Raw genomic sequence first — 19,981 nt, 5'->3', positions numbered from 1 at the left:
CCGCCTGCTCGGGATTCTGGGTAATCTCGGCCGCACGAGCGCCGATGCCGTCAGCCGAGGGCAACGTCTCGGCTGCCATGGTGCGCGGTCCGGGGATCAATGCGCGCAACCATTCACCTCTGCGCTGCATACTCTGTGCATTCAGTGGAGGCGTGACCTCTCCTACTCTGTGAACTGATGGCGCGGCCCGGACGAGCGCAAACTCGGCCATTCGACCCAGGAATATGCATCACACCGCCCGTGGGACCGCGCTGACCTCGACACCACAACGTAGGGATGGATATGAAAGTGGATGCTGCGCGTACGCACGCCCGGTCCGGAATCGACTTCACTGCCGCAGGTTTCGGCGGCGCCCCGATCGGAAACTTCAACCATCCGTTCACCGATACCGCTGCGCGCGACACCGTGGTCAACTCCTGGAACATGGGGATTCGGTACTTCGACACCGCCCCCGGCTACGGAAACGGCCTCAGCGAATACCGGCTGGCACACGCTCTGCGCGAGTACGACAGGTCCGAGTATGTGCTGTCCAGCAAGGTCGGACGGGTGGTCAGTCCGCGACTCAACGCGCCGACGAGCGACGGCCAGTACAAGGACATCCCGCCCTTCGTCGCGGAGTTCGACTACAGCTACGACGGCGTGATGCGTTCAGTCGAACGGAGCATGCAGCGCATGCTGTGCGACCGTTTCGACATCCTGTTCATCCACGACGTGGATCGTTACACCCACGGCGCGGCTCAACCGGAATTGTTCAAGCAGGCAATCGAAGGCGCCTACCCGGCGCTCGAGTCACTGCGCGATCAGGGGGTGGTCAAGGCGATCGGGTTCGGGATCAACGACACCGATGTCATGACCGACGCAGTACGCAGCACCGACGCCGATCTTTACCTACTTGCAGGACGTTACACCCTCCTCGAGCAGGAACCGCTGGACGAAGTGCTGCCGCTGTGCGAAAAGCGGGGTATCGGCATCGTCCTGGGAGGCGTGTACAACAGCGGAATTCTGGCCACCGGGCCGATCCCGGCTGCACGGTTCAACTACGCGCTCGCACCGGAGTCGGTGAAGGAGAAGGCGGGCCACCTCGAACGTATCTGCAGCGACCACCACGTTCCACTGGCCGCGGCCGCACTGCAGTTCGCGTATGCGCACCCTTCGGTCCTGAGCATCTGCATCGGCGCCCGCAATGTCGAACAGCAGAAGCGGAATGCCGAACTCTTCGACACTGTGATCCCGCAACAGCTGTGGACGGATCTGCGCGAAGCCGGCCTGGTGCGCGACGACGCGCCGACACCCGAGTCCTGATCTGAACGAACGGCCTCCGCACAGCGCCGCCGAGTGGTGAACGCTGTGCGGAGGTCGTTTTCGTGTGTGCGGAACCCTGGATTCCCGTTCCCGATGTCCTACGTCGTCAGGTGTGGTGCCTTGAAAGGTGTCATGGCCCCGGCGTCGATGACCTGAGCTGTGCCGGTGATGTACCGTCCATCGTCCGAGGCCAGGTAGACGACGGCGTTGCTCACATCGACGGGGTCGAGGAAGGGAACCGGCAGCGCGTGCATGGCCTGCAGCGCCGGGAGCGCGTCGGCCTGGGTAGCGCCGGCTTTGCCACCGGCGAACATCTGATTGTACTCGGGGTTGTTGATCATCAGGGTGTTCACGTTGGTCGGGTTGATCGAGTTGACACGGATCCGATAAGGCGCCAGTTCCCCCGACAGCGTGCGCATCAGCCCGTTCACGCCATGTTTCGATGCCGAGTAGTGCCCGACGTTCAGTTCGGCGGTCAGGCCGGAGATGGAGCTGATCAGGATCACCGAACCGCCGTTGCCGCGTTCGAGCAGCGCCGGGACCGTGGCCTTGATCGTCTTCCAGACACCGGTCAGATTCACATCGATCTGATCCTCGAACTGGCGCTCGGTCAGTTCCCACATCGGTGCGACACCGTTGAGAGTGCCCGCATTCGCGACGACGACGTCGAGCCCGCCGAGCTCCGATACACCCTCCTGTACCGCCTTTTCAAGGCTAGGAAGGTCACGGACATCGACCGACCGGGCGACGATGCGTCGACCGAGTCCCTCGACTAGGGCCACCGTCTCGCCGAGATCGTCGGGGGTCGACATCGGATAGGGGACGGTGTCTATCTGGCCGCACAGGTCGAGCGCAATGATGTCAGCGCCCTCCTCGGCAAGTCGGCGGACGTGGGATCGCCCCTGGCCGCGTGCGGCACCGGTGACGAGCGCAATTTTTCCTACTAGACGTGACATTGAGTCCTCTGCTTTCGAGTCGCACTGGGGTGGGTGGGGTCTCGTGCGCGGAACCCCGGAAACGAAAACCGCCGCCGCGGGCGAAAACCCACGGCGGCGGTTCGAGGAACTACTGGTGCTGCTCGTTCGCGCGTGCCTCGCGGTACTCGTCCGCACGCTCATCGGTGATGTGCGGCAGCGGTGGGAAGTCGAGCCATCCCGGCACGAACGGGCTTGCGAGGTCGCGGTCGGTCGGAACCTCGACGAGCACGGGGGCCTTGGCGTCGAATGCCCGCTTGAATGTCGGCTCCAGGTCGGCGGGGGAGTCGACGCGGAAGGACTCGAGTCCGAAGGACTTGCCGAGATCCTTGAAGCTCGGGCTGTACGGCGTTCCGTCGGGACGGTTGAACTCGGTGCCGATCATGCGGTCCGTGGCGTTCCGCTGCCCGCCGCGGATCGAGATGTAGCCCGAATTGTCCTGCACCACAAACACGACAGGGATGTCGTGCTGGATCGCGACACCGATCTCCTGCGCCGTCATGAGGAAGTCACCGTCACCGGTGATACACGCGACCTGGCGTTCGGGTGCAGCGAGCTTCGCGCCGAGCGCGGCAGGCACCGGCCAGCCCATCGCGGAGAACCCACCGGTGGTGAGGTGGGTGCGGGGCTCGTACACCGGGAAGGTCTGTTTGACCGCTCCCTGAGTGTTGCCCGAACCGACGAGCACGATGCCGTCGCGGTCCATGACGTTGCGCAGTGCACCGAGCGGGCGCTGGAGCGTGAACGGGAAGCGGTCCGACTCACGGCGGGCGGAGAGCTGCTCTTCCCAATCGGCCTTGCGCTCCGCGATCTCGGCCACGTACTCGGAACGAGCCGGGGTGGAGGAGGGGAGGCTGTCGACGATCGCGGCAACCGTGGGCTTCGCGTCGGCGACGATGCCGACCTCCGCCGGGTAGATCTTGCCGATCTCGTGGGGGTCGATGTCGATATGGATGAGCTTCGCCGGCGGGAAGGAGAAGGACTTTCCACGGCTGTAACTCGAGGCGGACCAGTCGGTGAAGCGGCAACCGATGGAGATGACGACATCGGCATTGGCAGCGAGGTAGTTGCCGTGGATCGTGCCCGTCTGTCCGACGCTGCCGACGAAGAGCCGGTGATCCTCGGGGAAGGCGCTCTTGCCGTTCCAGGTCGTTGCTACCGGGATGTTCTGGGCCTCGGCGAGCGCGAGAACCTCGTCGGTCGCGTTGGCGCTGATGGCGCCGCCACCCACGACGATGACGGGCCGCTCGGCGCCGGCGAGCAGCGCTGCGGCTCGGTTGACGGCCTCGGGATCGGGGTACTGCAGACCGACGGGAAGCCGGCGCGCGAGATCATGGAAAGACACGTCGGCGGTCTCCGCGTGCAGGTCCCACGGCACCTCGATGTGCGCAGGACCACGGCGGCCGGTCAGCATCGCACTGAACGCGCGGTGCATGATGAACGGCAGATCCTCGATGCTGTTCGCCACCCAGCTGCGCTTCGAGACGGCCTCGGCGACCTGCGGGAAGCCGTTGTCCTTCTGGCGGTCGAGTTCCTGCAGCACTCCGCGGCCGCGCATGTGGCGCGGCGGACCGCCGGTGATGACGAGAACGCTGGTCGAGTCGCTGTATGCGGTGGCGAGACCGAGAACGGTGTTGGATGCGCCGGCGCCGATGGACGTCACAGCCGCCATCGGCTGACCCGAGGCACGGTAGAAGCCGTCGGCGAGATGCACGGCGCTCTGCTCGTGGTACGTCTGGATGAAGGGAATCTTCGATTCCTCTTCGTTGAAGGCATCCATGAGCCCCCAAATTCCATGGCCGGGGATGCCCGCGACGTAGGGCACCCCGTACTGCTTCAGAATTCGGCCGATGACTTGTCCGCCGTTGAGCCTAGGCATTGAAAATCCTCTCTAATGGGTAGTTCCGCACCGTTGTCGGCGGCACAGAGTCCCTTCGCTTGCATCTATTCGGCTGAATTCCGTGCCGGACGCCGCGGACGGTGGCCGGTGCGGACGCCGGTCCGGGGCGACGCACCACAGCGCGGGCGCGCGTCCTGTCGACATCAGTTCAGTGATGTGACCACCTTCACGGGTAAGTGTGCACCGGCGTAGATTGCATTTAGAAGATGCATCGTGTGCAACAGTTACGGTTACTTGTTCACAGTCTGTACTGCGAAGGTGGCGACGCCGATGACAATGACCGTTCGAGCAGCCCTCGGCCTCGAGGTGTTTCGCCGTACGAACCTGAAGGTGTACGCCGGGGAGGCCGCGCTGAACCGGGTGATCCGCTGGGTCCATCCCACAGAGGTCCCGGACATAGCCCGGTTCCTGAGCGGCGGCGAGATGCTCCTCACGGCGGGTCTCGGTATCGGCGCTTCGCCGGACCGGCAGCGTCAATATATCGAGGAGGTTGCGAAAGCGGGAGCAGCGGTTCTGGTGATCGAGCTCAGCGGCCGGGCATTCGACCACATGCCCCAGGCGCTGATCGACACCGCACAGGCGATGAACTTCCCGCTTGTGGGACTCGATGGTGAAGTCCCCTTCGTGGAGGTCTCCGCTCAGGTCCACGAGTCCATCGTCGACCAACGAGTGGTGGACCTCATGGCCTACGAACGACTGAACGCGGCATTCATGCAGCTGCTCCTGGCCGGCCGCGACTACGTGCATTTCACGGATACCCTTGCGCGCGAAGTGCAGTGCCCGGTCGTGCTGGAGGATTCGACACGGCAGGTGATCGCGTACTCGGGCATAACAGATGTTGCGGACCGGATGCTGTCGGACTGGGAGCGTCACTCGCGGATCGAACACGACCAGCCGGGCACCGGCAGCTCGAACGAGGCGGCGAACTGTACGCGTCGCGCCGTTGTGCTCCGTGGTGAGCGGTGGGGATGGCTCCACGTCCTCCACGAGGGAGCGACTTTGGCGGGCACCGGTACGTATGCCTTGGATCGCACGGCAGACGGGATCGCCATTGCCCTTCTCGGTATCCGCGAGAGCGGTGCCAAGGCCGCCCAACGGCAGAACGCCCTGGTGAGTCGACTGCTTCTCGGAGACATCTCCGGCGACATGTTCGTCCAACGTGCCCTCCGCATCGGCCGTGACCTCCGTGATCGCGCCCTGATCGCAGTCCTCGTCCTCAAAGAGACGCCGCTGGGAGCGACGAGCGAAGACGCGATGGACGATTTCTGTCGAACACTGCACGTCCCGGCGGTGGTGGCCGACCTCGGCGAATACACGTTGGCTGTGATGGGCCTGACGAGGCCTGATGTGGAGAAACAGATCATCGATCGACTCACGGAGCTGGGAGTCAGTGCGGGGATCAGCCGGCAGGTCGAACCTGCGCAGCTGCCGACCGCGATCGAACAAGCGCGAAGCGCGGTGTCTGTGGCGTCGGCGCGGCCTGAGAAGGCGGTGCACCGATTCGACGATCTGGGGGTGCTACGACTGCTCGCCTCACTCGCGCAAGGATCCGAACTGGCCCGGTACATCGAGGACGAGCTCGGACCCCTGCTCAAGCACGACGCCAAGGGGGTGAATCCGCTGCTGCCCACGTTGCGAACGTATCTCGCGTGCGACGGCAACAAGTCCCAGGCTGCGCAGCTTCTGTTCGTGCAGCGTCGCACCCTGTACTACCGTCTCGACCGCATCACTGAGCTGCTCGGACGCTCGCTGGATGATACGGACGCTCGCCAGGCACTGATCTTCGCCGTCCGCGGGCACGATCTGCTGCACAGGCAGGATCGATCGACGTTCGAGTGATGTCGGACGCATTGTATTCACCGGGGATGACAAGGGTAGCCTCCGCTAACTAACCTGGACGGCGACCTGCGTGGTCCGGAATTCGTTGCACGCAGTGCGCAAATTGGGTGCCTACTTCTGCTCACTGTGCCCCTCTGAACAGCATCGATGCCGCACTAGATTCAATTCTCAACCCACAATTCTGGGCGACGGCTGATGGTTTCAGGGAGACATGTATGTCGAATGCGATTACAGCGTTGCAGTCACAGGTCATTACCGATCCAGCGGACATCCTCGAGTGCGACATCGCGATCGTCGGATCGGGAATGGGCGGTGGAACGCTCGCCTACGCGCTCAAGGACTCGGGAGCGAAAGTCCTGATCATCGAACAGGGGGACTTCTTGCCTGCCGAGCGCGAAAACTGGTCGGCGGAAGCAGTTCATGCCGAAGGACGGTACAAGAACTCGGCCGCATGGCACGACAGGACGACCGGCAACGATTTCGTACCGGGCAACTACCACTACGTGGGCGGCAGCACGAAGCTGTACGGCGCGACGCTTCCCCGATTTCGCGAGTGCGATTTCAGGGAGATCGAGCATCCCGACGGTACCTCGCCGGCGTGGCCGTTCACCTACGACGAACTCGAACCGCACTACGGCGAGGCCGAGCGGATGTTCTGGGTGCACAGCAACAAGGGAGAGGACCCGACCGACCCTTGGCGCTCAACGGATTACCCGTTCCCTGGCGTCCCGCACGAGGGTGCCATGGCGAGGTTGGTCGACAGCGCGCGGCAACAGGGTCTGCATCCGTTCGCGGCCCCGCAATCCATCAACTGGAAGCCGGGCGGGCCCTGTGTCCTGTGCGACACGTGCGACTCGTTCGCCTGCATGGTTGACGCCAAGGGGGATGCGGACGTCGCGGCCGTCCGCCCGGCCCTGCGCAGCGGAAACGTACAGTTGCTGACCAACGCGGAGGTCACCCGTCTTGACACGGACGCAAGCGGGCGCACCGTCACGCACGCGCGGATCACCCACAACGGCAGGAGCATTGCGGTCAAGGCCGGGCGATTCGTAATCGCCTGTGGCGCAGCTAATACCGCTTCGCTGTTGCTTCGCTCGGCATCGAGCACCCACCCGAACGGGCTGGCCAACACATCCGATCAGGTGGGCCGCAACTACATGGCCCACGTGACGACCTTCTTCCTGGCCATCGACCCCCGCCGAAAGAACGAGGCGGTGTACCAGAAGACGATCGGCATCAACGACTGGTACGAAGCCGGGCCCACGACCAAGTACCCGCTCGGAAACGTGCAAGGCCTAGGCAAGCTGCGCGGCCCGATGGCCAAGCGGGGCAAGCCCTGGGTGCCCATGCCGATCCTCGAGGAGGTCACCAAGTACACCCTCGACCTCTTCATCCAGACCGAGGACCTTCCGCTGCCCGAGAACCGCGTGACCGTCAACAGCCGGGGACAGGTCGAGATCGAGCGGCGGGAGACGAACCTCTCCGCACACCGTGAACTCATCAAGCGGATGAAGAAGGTCGTTCGCCGGGCAGGCTTTCCCGTCGTTCTCACTCAGAGTCTCGGAGTCGAAGCCACCTCACACCAGTGCGGGACGGCACGGATGGGTCACGACCCCGCCACCAGCGTCGTCGACGAAAACCTGAAAGCGCACGACCTGGACAATCTCTGGATCGCCGACAGCTCGACCTTTCCGTCGTCGGCAGCGGTCAACCCGGCGATCACCGTGGCGGCACTGTCCCTTCGACTCGGCCGGTCCGGTCAGCTCACGCCGGGTGAACAGTGCTCCCCGGTCACGGCACGTTCCGCGGCAACGAATTCCCGCGCCCACTAGATACCTCCGACTACAGAGCTAGATCCTCACAAGGAGACACGGAATGACGTCCACGATCGCCAGTACCGCAGCAACAGTGGATCCTGCGCTGGCGCCGCTCTTCGAACCGATCACCCTCGGCAAGGTGGAGATTCGCAACCGCGTGGTCATGACCGGGCACGGCACCGGTATGGCGAAGGACCACCTGCCCTCCGACCAACACGTCGCCTACTACCGTGAGCGAGCCAAAGGCGGCGCGGGACTGATCGGCATGGCCTTCCCACAGGTCCACCCGTCGTCGCAGAACGTCCCGAACGAGGTACGCGCGTATTACCCGGAAGTCGTCCCCGGCCTGCGCAAGATCGCAGATGCCGTGCACGAGTACGGGGCGCGCATCGTCATGCAGCTCGGCCACACCGGACGGCAGAGCAGCTCGACCTGGACGGGACGTCCGCTGTGGGGACCCTCCAACACCCCGTGTCCGTTCAACCTCGAAATGCCGAAAGAGATGGAAGTCGAGGACATCGACGAGATCGTCGCGGGCCACGCGCTCAGCGCTCGTCACGCCAAGCAGGCAGGAATCGACGGAGTCGAAATCCACTCGGGCTACGGCGGATATCTGCTGGCCGCGTTTCTGTCGCCCTTCTCCAACCAGCGCACCGACGAGTACGGCGGATCGCTCGAGAATCGGATGCGGTTCCTGCTCCGTGTCATCGAAGCAGTACGCAACGAGGTCGGACCCGACTACCTCATCGGCATGAACCTGCAGGGCAGCGACTTCAGCCCCGGCGGACTCGAGATCGACGATGCGAAGAAGATCGCCCTGGCCTGCACCGCAACCGGTGCCATCGACTACATCATCGTCAAGGGTGCGACCTACCTGGAAGCCCACCAGAACGTCCCCGACATGCAGCACCCCAAGCGCATCTGGGAAAGCCTTGCTGCCGCGGTCAAGGAAGTAGTCGACGTTCCGGTGATCGCCGTCGGCCGCGTCAACGTCCCCGAGGACGCCGTCGACATCATCAATCAGGGTCATGCCGACATGGTCGCCATGACCCGTCAGCAGATCGCCGACCCGGAGACGGTGAACAAGATGAAGGAAGGCCGCATCGACGAGATCCGTCGGTGCATCGGCTGCAACCAGGGGTGCATCGACCGCCTGTTCAAGCCCACACACAGTTCGTGCGTCCACAACCCCGCCGCGGGGTTCGAACGGGAACTGGGTTCCGACACATTGGTTCAGGCGACGATCCGGCGCCGCGTCGTTGTCATCGGCGCAGGCCCGGCCGGCATGAAGGCAGCCGAGGCATCCGCACGTCAGGGCCACGAGGTCATCCTCATCGAACGACGCCCCATCACCGGCGGCCAGCTGCGGATCGCGGACAAGATCAAGGGACGTGGCGAGATCGGGTTGGTGATCGACCACCTCGACGTCATGATCCGCAAGTACGGCGTCGACCTTCGCCTCGGGTGGGCAGCAACGGCCGAGGAAGTGCTGGCGCTGGCACCGGACCACATCATCGTCGCGACCGGGTCGGCTCCCGGCGACGACATCGTTGGCAACATCTCTCTCGGCATCAAGTCCACGCCGGGACTCGACCAGGACCACGTGCTGTCGGTGTGGGACGTGCTCGAAGACTCCAAGCCTGTGGGCAACCATGTAGCCGTGGTCGACGACGGAGAAGGCGGCTGGAAGGGAATCGGCCTGGCCCTGCAGTTCGCGGAGGAAGGACGTGAGGTGGAGTTGCTGACGGTGCTGCCGTTCGCCGGATCGAAGCTGGGTCCGTTCAGTGCCAATCTCGCGGTGCCGAGGATCCACGACGCGGGCATCAAGACACATCCGTTCACCAGCCTCACCGCCGTCGAGGGATCGACTCTTCACATCAGCGAAAAGGGGCGGGAGGAGACACTCCGCGACATCGACACGGTTGTTCTCGCCGGTTGGCACCGACCCGTCAACGACCTCTACTTCGCACTGAAGAACAGTGGGATACCGGTCGAACGCATCGGTGACGCGGTGGCGAGCCGAACCATGCTCGAGGCGGTTCACGAGGGTGAGCGCGCCGCACGCCGTGTCGGCGTGCTCGCCTGACAGCGGTAGGCGGCGAGCCGCGACTGCCGGTCCGTCCGGCCCGGGGCCCGGACGGACCGGCAGGAACCTGCACTGCGATCCCTCACCTGCCCAGTTGAAATCAGAATCGAAACGGAAATCATGGCTTCAGTCACACAGACGATTTCTCCAGCCCTTCGCAGGGCGCGAGTCTCGGTGTTCGCGCTCTTCGTCGTCTTCGGGCTGGCCGTGTCCACGTGGGCTGTCCACATACCTTCGATTCAGCAGCAGACAGGCATCTCCACGGCGATGCTGGGAACGATGCTGCTCGTGCTCGGAGCAGGGGCTCTCGTCGGCATGCAGGTAACGGGACCGCTGATCACCCGATTCGGTGGCGGCACCACGGGGGTCGTCGCCGGGGCGGCGATGTCGATCCTGTTGGTCGGACCCATGCTGGCCACCGACAAGACCGAACTGCTCGTCGGTCTGACGCTCTTCGGGCTCGCCATGGGCGGCACAGACGTGTCCATGAATGCGCAGGCCGTGGTGGTCGAGCAGGACTACGAGCGGTCGATCATGTCCGCGTTTCACGCGGTCTTCTCGGTCGGCAGCGTCATCGGATCCCTGATCGGGGCGGCGACACTTGCCCTCGAATGGAGCATGACGACCACAGCGGTCGTGATGTCCGGGACGTGTTTGCTGCTCACGCTGGCGGCAGCGACGCACCTGGTCCGATTCAGCCGCCCCACCCGGCCGGTGGACGGGGCTGGTTCCACTCCCGTCCGCACCCGTACCGTGCAACGCCGCCTCGTCGTCCTCGGCGCACTCGCCTTCCTGCTGTTCCTCTCCGAGGGCGCCGCAATGGACTGGGGCAGCATCCATGCGCAGGAGCACCTGGGTGCTTCCGAGGCGGTCGGAGCACTGACATTCGGTGCATTCGTGACGACGATGACGGTGGGCCGGTTCAGCGCCGACCGTGTCGCCCAGCGCCGGGGCGGACAGTGGGTGGTGCGCGTCGGATGCGCGGTCGCCTGCGTCGGGATGGGAATCGTCCTACTCTCGCCCGTCGTACCTCTGACAATGGTCGGCTGGGCTATCTTCGGACTCGGACTGTCGGGAAGTGTTCCCCAGGTCCTGTCCACCGCAGGCAACCTCGACGGAACGTCGGGAACCGACTTCTCCCGCGTCGTCGGCCTCGGGTACGGGGCACTGCTCGCCGGGCCGGCGCTGATCGGATGGCTGGCCGAGCACGTGCCGATCAATACAGCCATGCTGATTCCGCTGTGCGCCACCGCGATCTGCTGCGCGGCGGCCCGGAACGTCGGCCGCTAGCAGGCGGCACGGTCGGCAAGCCGCGTCCAACCGAAGGTACCTATGCCCGAACTATCCAACCTATCCACCCGTTCCGCTGCGCTGGGCGCGGTGGTGCTCAGTGGCGTGTCTTTCCAACTCGGTGCTGCAGTCGGCGCACTGATCATGCCGACGGTCGGATTCGTGGGTGTCGTGGCGATCCGCATGATGGTCGCTGCGCCTGTGCTACTGCTGGTGGGGCGTCCGCGACTTCGAGAGTTCTCGCGGAGACAGCTGATTCAGGTCATCGCACTGGGTGTCGTGATGGCCACCATGAGCCTGACCCTCTTCGCCGCGATCGAACGCGTCGGTTTGGGACTCGCGGTAACCATCGAGTTTCTCGGACCGCTCACGATCTCGCTCTTCGCATCCCGACGCATGAGAGATGCGGTTGGTGCTCTCGTCGTCGCCGTTGCCGTGGTACTGCTGGCAGGCGCTGACGGGCAGGTCGACCTCGTTGGCATACTTCTCGCATTCATCGCGGCGACGTGCTGGGCGACCGCAATCACCCTCAACGGATCTGTCGGCAAATCGATTCCCGGAAACGCGGGACCAGCGGTAGCCATGACGGTGGGCGCCGTATTCGTCGTCCCCGTCGGCCTGGCGGCCACGGGAACCAACTTCTTCGACTTGCACGTGCTCTGGGCGGGTGCCGGCACTGCCCTTCTGGCATCGGTGTTTCCGCCCCTGTTGGAGCTGTTTGCGATTCGGCGGCTCAGCCGCGCGGCCTACGGCACCTCGATGGCGCTGTACCCGGCAGTAGCGGCTCTGTGCGGGTGGGTCGTCCTGGACGAAGGTCTCGGCATCGTCGAGTGGTGCGCGGTGTCGACGATCTGTGTGGTCAGCGCTCTCACGACATACTCGGCCTCCCGGCCGGGCGACCTACTGGCTGTGCCCGGCACGTACTCCCGCTCGACTCAGACATCGAGTGCATGATGCGGACGGAGCGTTGCACGGTCTGTGTATGCATTCTCCCGGCCTGAGGTTCTAGGATCGAACGTGAACGGATAGCGGAGCGCCGCACTCGATGAGGACACTGTGAATCTAGTTCAACTACAAGGTAATTGGAGATACAATGGGCACTTCACAGCCTGCGCGAGTACCCACGTTGCGGTCCGTCGACCACGTGGCGTTCACCGTCCCCGTTCTCGCCGACGCGGTGGCGTTCTTCGTCGACCACTTCGGCGGTGAACTGGTCTACGAGGACGGGCCGTTCGCCGACTCTGCGTCGGACGGGATGTACAGACGTCTGCACGTGGATCCGAAGGCGGTCTGTCGGATCGCGATGGTTCGGGTCGGTCTGCACATGAACATCGAGCTCTTCGAATACGAAGCTCCGGAACAGGCTGCGGAGCCGCCCAGGAACAGCGACATCGGTGGACACCATCTGGCCTTCTACGTCGACGACATCGACCTGAGCTACGAGTATGTGCGGGCGATTCCGGGCGTCGAGGTGATGGAGGGTCCGAACGGTGTCGACGACCGGGCCCCAGTCGCGGGCCAGCGGTGGTTCTATTTCCGAACACCCTGGGGCATGCAGATGGAACTCACCACCTGCGCGACCGGAGGATTCTACGAGGGACTTCCGGGCTCACACATGGCGCCGCCGGCCGACCGCTGGCGATAGCGACCGTCGCGGAACGACGGGGCCGGGAGTGCGCCTCATGGTGCGCTCCCGGCCCCTTTCCCGAACTCATTGTCCGCGGTGCTCCCGGAGCACCTCGACCACCAGTGCGTGGTCCTCTTCTTCGGCCAGCCCGGAGACGCCCACCGCGCCGATCAACGATCCCCGGACCCTCAGCGGTACCGCGCCTCCGGCGACAGCGAACTTGCTACGGTCGTATCCGTTGTCGGCAAAATAGTCGCCACCAACTGCACGCTGAGCGCAACCGATAGCGTACGACGCCGCGTTGTGTCGGCGCACCACCTGGAACTTGCGGTCGAGCCAGTCGTCGTTGTTGGCGGACGATCCGGGCAAAGCCGCGTGGAACACTCGCTGTTCTCCGAAAACGACGGCGATGGCGACCGGATGGTTGCGTTTGCGAGAGATGTCTACGAGTCGCCTTCCGACCGACCACGCATCGTCGTATCCGAAACGCTCGAATGAGAGCTCGTCAACCTCTGCCATCACATCGGCGTGGATCAAATCCCACTGAATTTCGGACTGAACCGTGTTCTCGATCAATGCTTACAGCCTTTCTCGACTGACTTCTCGGACGGCAGCGGACGCCTGACGTAGTGCCATCTGGCGGACGCCCTCGTGGAATGGCCGGAAGACCATACGTGCGCGATATCGAGTCGCGACATCGCCATGGTTCGTCAGCGCGGCTGGACCGTGCGGCCGGTATTCTCGACGAGGCTGAGAACATACCACCAAAGGGAGAGTTGCGCTGGACAATTCGGCCTGTTCGGCCGTCTTTAACAAAAGCGGTCTCTCGGTGTAACAGACCGAACAATGGGTGAAGAGCGGCGCCCGCGAATTGCACAGATTGGGTATGCCGAAGGCGCCAGCGGCAATGCGAGATTGAACAAGTGACACCCGTCATATGCGTCAGCACCGACGAATCGCCAACCGATTCTGCGCGAGCACGAGTAGGCGACGCTACCGCGCAGGACGGAAACCGGCACACGGATCAATCTCGGTGTCGGATCCCGTTGGCCCTCAACGCACGCCGCATCCATTCATGAGGAGCAAGATGTCAACCAGTAGTTCAGGACAGCCGCTGTCCGGTGATGACGCGCATCTGCGCGTGCTGGGTTACGAAGAGAATTTCGACCGTAAGATCGGCATGTGGTCGAACTTCGCCCTCGGATTCCTCTACCTGTCACCGTTGGTGGCAGTGTTGTCCATGTTCACGCAGGCGCTCACCACTGCAGGGCCGCCGTCGATCCTGTGGCTTCTCATCGCCGCCGGTGGCCAGCTACTCGTCGCCATGGTGTTCGGCGAGATCGTCTCCCAGTTCCCCATCGCGGGCGGGCTGTACCAGTGGGCCAGGCGGCTGTGGAACGGGAAATACGCCTGGATCCTCTCGTGGATTTACATCTCCGGGGTCGTGGTCGGATGCACCACGACGGCGATGTTCAGTGCGGACTTCGTCCTCGCACTGTTCCACGGAGATTCGGACATCTCGTCGACTCCGGGGCAGAAGCTCGTCATCGCGACGATCATGGTGCTCATCGCCCTCGCACTGAACTCGACCGGAAGCAAGACGTTGGCGACGATTGCGAAGGTGGGTCTGGCGGCGGAACTCGCGGGGATCATCCTGGTCGGGCTGTTCCTGCTGATCTTCCATCGCGAGAACGACTTCTCGGTCCTCTTCGACACCATGGGCGCGGGCGACGGTGACTACTTCAACGCATTCGTCACCGCGGCGATCATCGGTTTGGTCCTCTACTACGGCTTCGAGGCCTGTGGTGAGGTCGCAGAGGAAACACCCAACCCGAGCCGCATGATTCCCCGTTCGATGATGTTGACGGTGATTCTCGGTGGTGCCGCAGCCTTCTTCTCGTTCGTCGGTTACATCCTGGCGGCACCGAATCTGCAGGGAGTCGTTGACGGCGAGGTCGCCAACCCGATCACCGCGATCTTGAACGACACCCTCGGCACGTTCGGAACCAAGGTCTTCCTCGTCGTGGCACTGACGTCCTTCCTTGCGTGCGTTATGGGCCAGCAGGCCGCCGGCAGCCGGTTGATCTTCTCCTTCGCTCGCGACGACATGTTCCCGGGAAGCCGCGTTTTCAAGAAGATCTCCGCGCGCAAGGTGCCCGTCAACGCCACCATCGCCGTCGCCGGACTGCCGATCGTCCTGTTCTTCCTGCTGTACTTCCTCCCCGATGCGTTGTTCCGCGTGGCGGCGTTCCAGATGCTCGCCGGCTACTTCGCATTCCAGATGGTGGTGTTCGCCGCGCTGCGTGCGCGGACCAAGGGATGGAAGCCCGGCGGAAACTGGACTCTCGGCAAGTGGGGATGGCCTGTGAGCATCGGCGCGCTCATCTATGGTGTGGCCTCCATGATTCTTCTCGCTCGACCGAACGGCGACACCAGCCTGCCGTTCTACGATCGCTGGATCGCGCTGATCGGCTTCGTGATCGTCGCAGTCATCGGACTCGTCTACATGACGATCGCAAAACCGTACGAGCAATCGTCGGCCCCTGAGGGCGACGCCATCGAGATCGCCAATCGGCTTCGCGCGCATCATCACAACAGGAGCGACGAACCCGATCGCGATCAGGAACTGGTCAGAGACTGAAGGCAACAGCGCGCTTCCGGCCCGGACATTCCGTCCGGGCCGGACGCACGCTCGACTCATCGCCGACGTCGGAAGCCGTTCTAGCGGGGTGGGGTCCGGCGCGACACGACGGAGGACCCCTCCAACAGGTCGAGACCCTTGACCGCCAGCAACAAGCTCTGGCGGGTTGCCGCGTCATCGAGTGACTTGCCGAGGATCTCCGAGATTCGCGTGAGTCGGTTGTAGAGGGTGCGGCGCTGGATGAACAGGCTCTCTGCCGCCTCGGTCTTGCGACCGTCCACCTCGAGGAATGCGCGCAGTGTCGGCAGCAGGGGAGCGGAGGAGCGAGCGTCCTTCGTCAGCAGCGGGCCGATCTCGTCCTCGACGTAACTCGCCAATTCCGGCCCCTGGGCAAGAGCGACCAACAACCGTTCCACTCCCAGGTCGTCGAAGTCGAGAATGGGGGAATTCGGCAACGATCGGGCGACCGCGGCGGCACTCTTGGCCTGCGCGACTGCGACGGGAAGCATCTGTGCCGCCACTGCACGACTCACTCCGCCACCCTGCGCTGCGTTACCCAGGTAGCCGAGCAGGTTCTCGCGGTCGGTCTTGGCGGACGTCACGGCCACGGTGTACTCGCCCAGGTCCGCGCTGATCACCGCGACGTCGTCGTGGCGGGGGATCCGGGTGCCGGTCGAGGTATCGTCTCGGTGATCCTTGTTCGCGATGGCGACGACGATGCGGCCGGAGCCGAGTTGATAGCCGAGGCGGCTCGCCTGCTCGACGAACTCGATGCCCGTCAGGTCGCCCAGCAGCAGCCGCGTGATGAGCGACGTACTACGTTGGTCGTCGCGTGCCTCACGGCTGCGATCGGTCAATAACGAGATCGCGACCGCGGCCGCTCCCCGTTCCACCGCGAACACCACGCCGTCGCGATCGGTGGACGGACCGAGCAGTACGTGGATCCACCCCCACGGCTGGCCGCGCATCAGCACCGGCCGGCGTACGCATTCGGCATCATCGCTGTGGAGCCCACGCGCGTGGCGCTCCCACTCTTCGATCTCCACCCCGTTCAAGTCCCCGACGTAGGCCGTCACCCGGTTCACGATGTTTTCCAGCACGACCGCGCCACCTGTGAGGCGGGACAGTGTTTGAACGATCGCGAGTGAGTCCGCCCCCATCAGCAGAAGCTCGGAGAAGGTCGACTCCACTTCTCGCTCACGCGTAAGAGCGCTCAGCCGAATGTTGGTGAGGATCTCGTGGACCTGAGCCGAGACGCCTGCGAACGGGACCTCCTGGGACAGTGCCACAATCGGAAGCCCACAGGTGGCGCCTTCCTGGATGACGGCGTCCGGGACGCGGTCGAACATCCGCCCCGACTCTTCGATGACGAGGGCAGCGGCCCCCGCTCGCGCCACGGCACGAACGAAGACCTGCTGGAGGGCGGCGGTGTTCCCCATCCCGAGTCCGGCGGTGAGTAGGAGCTCGCCGCCGCGAAGGAAGCGCGCGATGTCCGAGATCTCCGACGAGTGCACCCAGCGGACCTCGCGATCGAGGTTGTCACCACCCGTCAGTACTCGCGCACCGGCCTTCTTCAGGAGGTCGAGTTCGAGTGCGTCGGCGACCGTGAAATCCATATCTCACCATATACAAAGTGTGTATTCAGAAAACGAACTTGCCTCTGCTTGCGCCCGTTCGAAGCGTCGACGCTGCCGCGAGAGCCGGACTGGGTGGCGCGACTGCGGCCGGGGGACCAGAGTGGTCACACGATCCACCCCGGACCCAGTCCCGTACTCGCGGACTCGCCGTCGTGCTCGTTACTCGTTTTCGGACGGCTTCGTCGCGCGGGCGGCGTAGCGCAATCCCTGCTTGGTCAGACGGCGGATGTTCGGGTCGGCGAGGTCGGCGGGGGTGTGGCCGATCGAGTGGTAGAAGACCCGTCCCGTGCCCCAGTCGCGCACCCAGGACACAGGGCTGCGCAGTCCCTCGAGCCACGGCAGGTGCTCGCCCGTGAACACCGTTTCGGCGAGAACATGGTTGTTGGGATCGACATGCATGTAGTACTGCTCGGACGCGACGTCGAAGTCCTCGACATCCGCGGTGACTTCGTGGTCCCGGTCGGTGATCGTCACCCGATACGGCTGCGGGTACGCCTCGCCCCCAGGGTGTTCGATGAAGTCGCCGCCGAGAAGGAAGTGGTACTTCAGGCTTGCCCGGAACGCGGCCGCAGCACCGTGCCAGGCGGCCACGCCCGTCCCGGCGGCGACGGCGTCGAGCAGGTTCTTCTCCTGGGAGTCGCTGAGGTCCTCGGTGGTCAGCGCGTTGTTCCATCCGAGCACGATGAGGTCGTAGCCCGACAGATCGCGGTCCAGAGTGAAGATGTCCTGCGACTCTTCGACGTCGAAGTCGAGTTCATCGAACAGGTCGCGGGACCAGGCCGCGATGTCGTAGGGGTAGTGGCCGGGCCAGCCGCCGTACAGGTACAGGACGTTGGTCATCGTGCGAGCTCCTCTAGTGATACGGTTCACCTTGATTGGTGAATCGTATCACCTTGGTGGTTCGAGTCAACCCCATCAGCGCTCGCCCGGCGAAGATTCATTGTGCTGCAGCGTGAATGGACACCGATCGGAGAATCGGGTCGAGCCTTACGGGACTGGGGGACGGTCAGCGGCATTCTGATTCGACGTCGAGTCGACGTTGTTCGACGACTGCCAGTGCAGCGAGGAACAAGTACACGACCAGAACGATGACGATCGGGACACCTACGAGAACAGCGATGATTCCCGATGCTTCCATGAGCTACTCCACCAGTGGATCGGACGGTAGTCGAGGGAGGAGCGACGAGCCCCTACCGGGCCGCGGCGGCGATCTCCGGGGCCACCCGGAGAGCGTTGGCGGCGATGGTCAGCGCCGGATTGAGTGCGGCGGACGAGGGGAAGAACGAGCCGTCCACGACCCACAGATTGCCGATGTCGTGGCTGCGGCAGGTGGGGTCGAGGACGCTCGCCGCCGGGTCGGTCCCGGCGACCGCGGTCCCGCACATGTGCGAGTTCGTCGCGATCCCCATGCGTTCGGTGAGGATGATCGGATACCCGGCCTTCCGCACCGCCGACGATACCCGGCGTACCAGTTCTCGATGCGGGGCAACATTGTTGGGAGTCCAGTCGACGATGATTCTGTCGCCGTCGATGCGGACCCGGTTGGTCGGGGTAGGAAGGTCCTCGGTGGTGAGGTAGATGTCGAGGCTGCGGTCGGTGACCATGCCCAGTGCCCACATCGGCGCCCATGGACGAGCGCTCTTGACGTGCGCGGCCTGAAGCTTGCCGAGCATCTGTAGGTTGCCGAGCGGGTACTCGTTCGCCGGACCGGCGACGTACCAGTCGTTGATACCCAGCGTCTTCTGCCATGCGGTCGCGTTCTTCCGGAACGGGTTGAGGCCCATGAAGAACGTGCTGTTGTGCACCATGTAGTTTCGCCCCAGCAGACCGGACGAGTTGCCGAGCCCGTCCGGATTCTGTTCGTTCGCCGAGCGGAGCAGTAGCGCGGCCGAGTTCACCGCACCCGCCGAGACGACGAACTGGTTCGCCACGATCCGGAGAGTACGTCCACGGAACGCCGCTTCGGCGGCGACGATTCGCGAGCCGCTCGGATCGGTGAGTAGCCGTGTCACCTTTGCCTCGGTGAGCAGGCGCACCTTCTCCGATTCGAGGGCTGGGCGCAGCGCCCGGTTCTCCGCCTCGCTCTTGTGGTCGGTCTGCGACGGCGTGCCGTCCGCCGCTGTCGCCTGTCGCCGCTGTTCCTGCGTCGTCAGGTTCATTGCGTTCGGTGTGTGGAACGGATGCAAACCCTGCGCGCGCAGCGACGTCGCGAACCGCTCGATCACCGGTTCGTGCGGCAAGGGCGGGAGCGGGTACGGCGACGACCGGGGCGGTTCAGTCGGATCCTCGCCGTCGATCCCGTGCACCTGGTACAGCCGTTCGGCTTCCGCGTAGAACGGCTCGAGGTCGTCGTAGCAGAACGGCCATTTCGGGGAGATCCCATCGTAGTGCTGCGTTTCCTCGAAGTCGGACACGCGGAACCGCGGCAGGCTGCCGCCGTAGAACTTGGTGTTGCCCCCCACCCAGTAGTAGACCCCCGGTTGGAACGACTCCCCAGTTTTCCCGTCGAACCACGGTTCGGCAGTCTTGTAGCGGCCGGCGAGGAACATCTCGGCGGCCTGCGAATTCTCTGGTTCGCGGGGAAGGAACCGCCCGCGTTCGACGACCAGGACGTCGAGGTCACGGTCACGCAGTTCCCATGCGAGCGTGGACCCGCCCATGCCGGATCCGACGATCACCACGTCGGCGGTGACGGTGTCGGTATCGCCCACCTCGAGCACCGCACCGGTGCGGAGTGGGTCGTACGCGTCGATCTGATCGTGCCCGGTGGTTCTCACAAGTGCAGTTCCTTGTCTCGGATGGCTTGAGTGTTCGTCCTACGCCTCGACCGGGAACCTGCGGTGCGCGCCGGCATCTCCTCGTCGAGCG

The 19,981-nt window shown here is 64.2% G+C and carries 15 protein-coding genes; 8 read left to right on the top strand and 7 right to left on the bottom strand.

The annotated features are described in order from the left end of the window. Window positions 1–282: 282 nt before the first annotated feature. Window positions 283–1,302, top strand: coding sequence for an aldo/keto reductase (locus P3H15_RS14500; RefSeq protein ID WP_276137953.1), 1,020 nt, complete (start codon window positions 283–285; stop codon window positions 1,300–1,302). A 98-nt stretch (window positions 1,303–1,400) separates the two neighbouring features. On the opposite strand, the gene P3H15_RS14495 is transcribed toward P3H15_RS14500, so the two are convergent. Both P3H15_RS14495 and P3H15_RS14490 read right to left on the bottom strand, forming a co-directional pair. After that, on the bottom strand, window positions 1,401–2,258 hold the full coding sequence (locus P3H15_RS14495; RefSeq protein ID WP_276137874.1) for a mycofactocin-coupled SDR family oxidoreductase: 858 nt from the start codon (window positions 2,256–2,258) through the stop codon (window positions 1,401–1,403). A gap of 109 nt (window positions 2,259–2,367) precedes the next feature. Next, entirely contained in the window at window positions 2,368–4,155 is a 1,788-nt protein-coding gene (locus tag P3H15_RS14490; protein ID WP_276137873.1) for a thiamine pyrophosphate-binding protein, read from the bottom strand. A 291-nt stretch (window positions 4,156–4,446) separates the two neighbouring features. Between P3H15_RS14490 and P3H15_RS14485 the strand changes: the two genes are divergently transcribed. The 6 genes from P3H15_RS14485 (at window position 4,447) to P3H15_RS14460 (ending at window position 12,853) form a co-directional block, all read left to right on the top strand. Beyond that, window positions 4,447–6,015: a PucR family transcriptional regulator gene (locus P3H15_RS14485; RefSeq protein WP_276137872.1), complete on the top strand. Its 1,569-nt coding sequence runs from the start codon at window positions 4,447–4,449 to the stop codon at window positions 6,013–6,015. A gap of 215 nt (window positions 6,016–6,230) precedes the next feature. Next, window positions 6,231–7,847: an FAD-dependent oxidoreductase gene (locus tag P3H15_RS14480; protein WP_276137871.1), complete on the top strand. Its 1,617-nt coding sequence runs from the start codon at window positions 6,231–6,233 to the stop codon at window positions 7,845–7,847. Window positions 7,848–7,890: 43 nt separating this feature from the next. After that, a complete protein-coding gene (locus tag P3H15_RS14475; protein WP_276137870.1) occupies window positions 7,891–9,918 on the top strand; it encodes an FAD-dependent oxidoreductase in 2,028 nt (675 codons plus the stop codon). Between the two features lie 120 nt (window positions 9,919–10,038). Beyond that, the gene (locus tag P3H15_RS14470; protein WP_276137869.1) at window positions 10,039–11,208 is read left to right on the top strand and encodes an MFS transporter; all 1,170 of its coding nucleotides are present in this window, start codon (window positions 10,039–10,041) and stop codon (window positions 11,206–11,208) included. A 42-nt stretch (window positions 11,209–11,250) separates the two neighbouring features. Then, window positions 11,251–12,162 (top strand): DMT family transporter, encoded by a 912-nt coding sequence (locus P3H15_RS14465; protein ID WP_276137868.1) that lies wholly within the window; start codon window positions 11,251–11,253, stop codon window positions 12,160–12,162. 139 nt (window positions 12,163–12,301) lie between these two features. After that, on the top strand, window positions 12,302–12,853 hold the full coding sequence (locus P3H15_RS14460; protein WP_276137867.1) for a VOC family protein: 552 nt from the start codon (window positions 12,302–12,304) through the stop codon (window positions 12,851–12,853). 66 nt (window positions 12,854–12,919) lie between these two features. On the opposite strand, the gene P3H15_RS14455 is transcribed toward P3H15_RS14460, so the two are convergent. Continuing rightward, window positions 12,920–13,354: a heme-degrading domain-containing protein gene (locus P3H15_RS14455; RefSeq protein ID WP_276137866.1), complete on the bottom strand. Its 435-nt coding sequence runs from the start codon at window positions 13,352–13,354 to the stop codon at window positions 12,920–12,922. 568 nt (window positions 13,355–13,922) lie between these two features. Here P3H15_RS14455 and P3H15_RS14450 point away from each other — a divergent pair. After that, on the top strand, window positions 13,923–15,476 hold the full coding sequence (locus P3H15_RS14450; RefSeq protein WP_276137865.1) for an APC family permease: 1,554 nt from the start codon (window positions 13,923–13,925) through the stop codon (window positions 15,474–15,476). A gap of 80 nt (window positions 15,477–15,556) precedes the next feature. On the opposite strand, the gene P3H15_RS14445 is transcribed toward P3H15_RS14450, so the two are convergent. The 4 genes from P3H15_RS14445 to P3H15_RS14430 all read right to left on the bottom strand — a co-directional run bounded on the left by P3H15_RS14445 (window position 15,557) and on the right by P3H15_RS14430 (window position 19,890). Next, on the bottom strand, window positions 15,557–17,092 hold the full coding sequence (locus tag P3H15_RS14445) for a PucR family transcriptional regulator (RefSeq protein WP_276137864.1): 1,536 nt from the start codon (window positions 17,090–17,092) through the stop codon (window positions 15,557–15,559). A gap of 180 nt (window positions 17,093–17,272) precedes the next feature. Beyond that, window positions 17,273–17,953: a ThuA domain-containing protein gene (locus tag P3H15_RS14440; RefSeq protein WP_276137863.1), complete on the bottom strand. Its 681-nt coding sequence runs from the start codon at window positions 17,951–17,953 to the stop codon at window positions 17,273–17,275. 166 nt (window positions 17,954–18,119) lie between these two features. Then, complete coding sequence (locus P3H15_RS14435; protein ID WP_276137862.1) at window positions 18,120–18,251, bottom strand: hypothetical protein; 132 nt, start codon at window positions 18,249–18,251, stop codon at window positions 18,120–18,122. Between the two features lie 52 nt (window positions 18,252–18,303). Next, window positions 18,304–19,890 carry an FAD-dependent oxidoreductase gene (locus P3H15_RS14430; protein ID WP_276137861.1) on the bottom strand — a complete coding sequence of 529 codons (1,587 nt, stop codon included), beginning with the start codon at window positions 19,888–19,890 and terminating at the stop codon, window positions 18,304–18,306. Window positions 19,891–19,981: the final 91 nt, after the last annotated feature.

The sequence above is a fragment of the Rhodococcus sp. T2V genome, from assembly GCF_029269925.1.
Taxonomy (GTDB): domain Bacteria; phylum Actinomycetota; class Actinomycetes; order Mycobacteriales; family Mycobacteriaceae; genus Rhodococcus_F; species Rhodococcus_F koreensis.
Note: the sequence above shows the minus strand (reverse complement) of the source record. Positions and strands in the feature narration are given on the sequence as shown.

What these genes read in the sequence shown, in the direction of transcription:
- P3H15_RS14500 (WP_276137953.1), top strand. Translation starts at nt 283, where the DNA reads ATGAAAGTGGATGCTGCGCGTACGCACGCCCGGTCCGGAATCGACTTC.
- P3H15_RS14480 (WP_276137871.1), top strand. Translation starts at nt 6,231, where the DNA reads ATGTCGAATGCGATTACAGCGTTGCAGTCACAGGTCATTACCGATCCA.
- P3H15_RS14445 (WP_276137864.1), bottom strand. Translation starts at nt 17,092, where the DNA reads ATGGATTTCACGGTCGCCGACGCACTCGAACTCGACCTCCTGAAGAAG.
- P3H15_RS14455 (WP_276137866.1), bottom strand. Translation starts at nt 13,354, where the DNA reads ATGGCAGAGGTTGACGAGCTCTCATTCGAGCGTTTCGGATACGACGAT.
- P3H15_RS14460 (WP_276137867.1), top strand. Translation starts at nt 12,302, where the DNA reads ATGGGCACTTCACAGCCTGCGCGAGTACCCACGTTGCGGTCCGTCGAC.
- P3H15_RS14485 (WP_276137872.1), top strand. Translation starts at nt 4,447, where the DNA reads ATGACAATGACCGTTCGAGCAGCCCTCGGCCTCGAGGTGTTTCGCCGT.
- P3H15_RS14450 (WP_276137865.1), top strand. Translation starts at nt 13,923, where the DNA reads ATGTCAACCAGTAGTTCAGGACAGCCGCTGTCCGGTGATGACGCGCAT.
- P3H15_RS14495 (WP_276137874.1), bottom strand. Translation starts at nt 2,258, where the DNA reads ATGTCACGTCTAGTAGGAAAAATTGCGCTCGTCACCGGTGCCGCACGC.
- P3H15_RS14470 (WP_276137869.1), top strand. Translation starts at nt 10,039, where the DNA reads ATGGCTTCAGTCACACAGACGATTTCTCCAGCCCTTCGCAGGGCGCGA.
- P3H15_RS14440 (WP_276137863.1), bottom strand. Translation starts at nt 17,953, where the DNA reads ATGACCAACGTCCTGTACCTGTACGGCGGCTGGCCCGGCCACTACCCC.
- P3H15_RS14435 (WP_276137862.1), bottom strand. Translation starts at nt 18,251, where the DNA reads ATGGAAGCATCGGGAATCATCGCTGTTCTCGTAGGTGTCCCGATCGTC.
- P3H15_RS14465 (WP_276137868.1), top strand. Translation starts at nt 11,251, where the DNA reads ATGCCCGAACTATCCAACCTATCCACCCGTTCCGCTGCGCTGGGCGCG.
- P3H15_RS14490 (WP_276137873.1), bottom strand. Translation starts at nt 4,155, where the DNA reads ATGCCTAGGCTCAACGGCGGACAAGTCATCGGCCGAATTCTGAAGCAG.
- P3H15_RS14475 (WP_276137870.1), top strand. Translation starts at nt 7,891, where the DNA reads ATGACGTCCACGATCGCCAGTACCGCAGCAACAGTGGATCCTGCGCTG.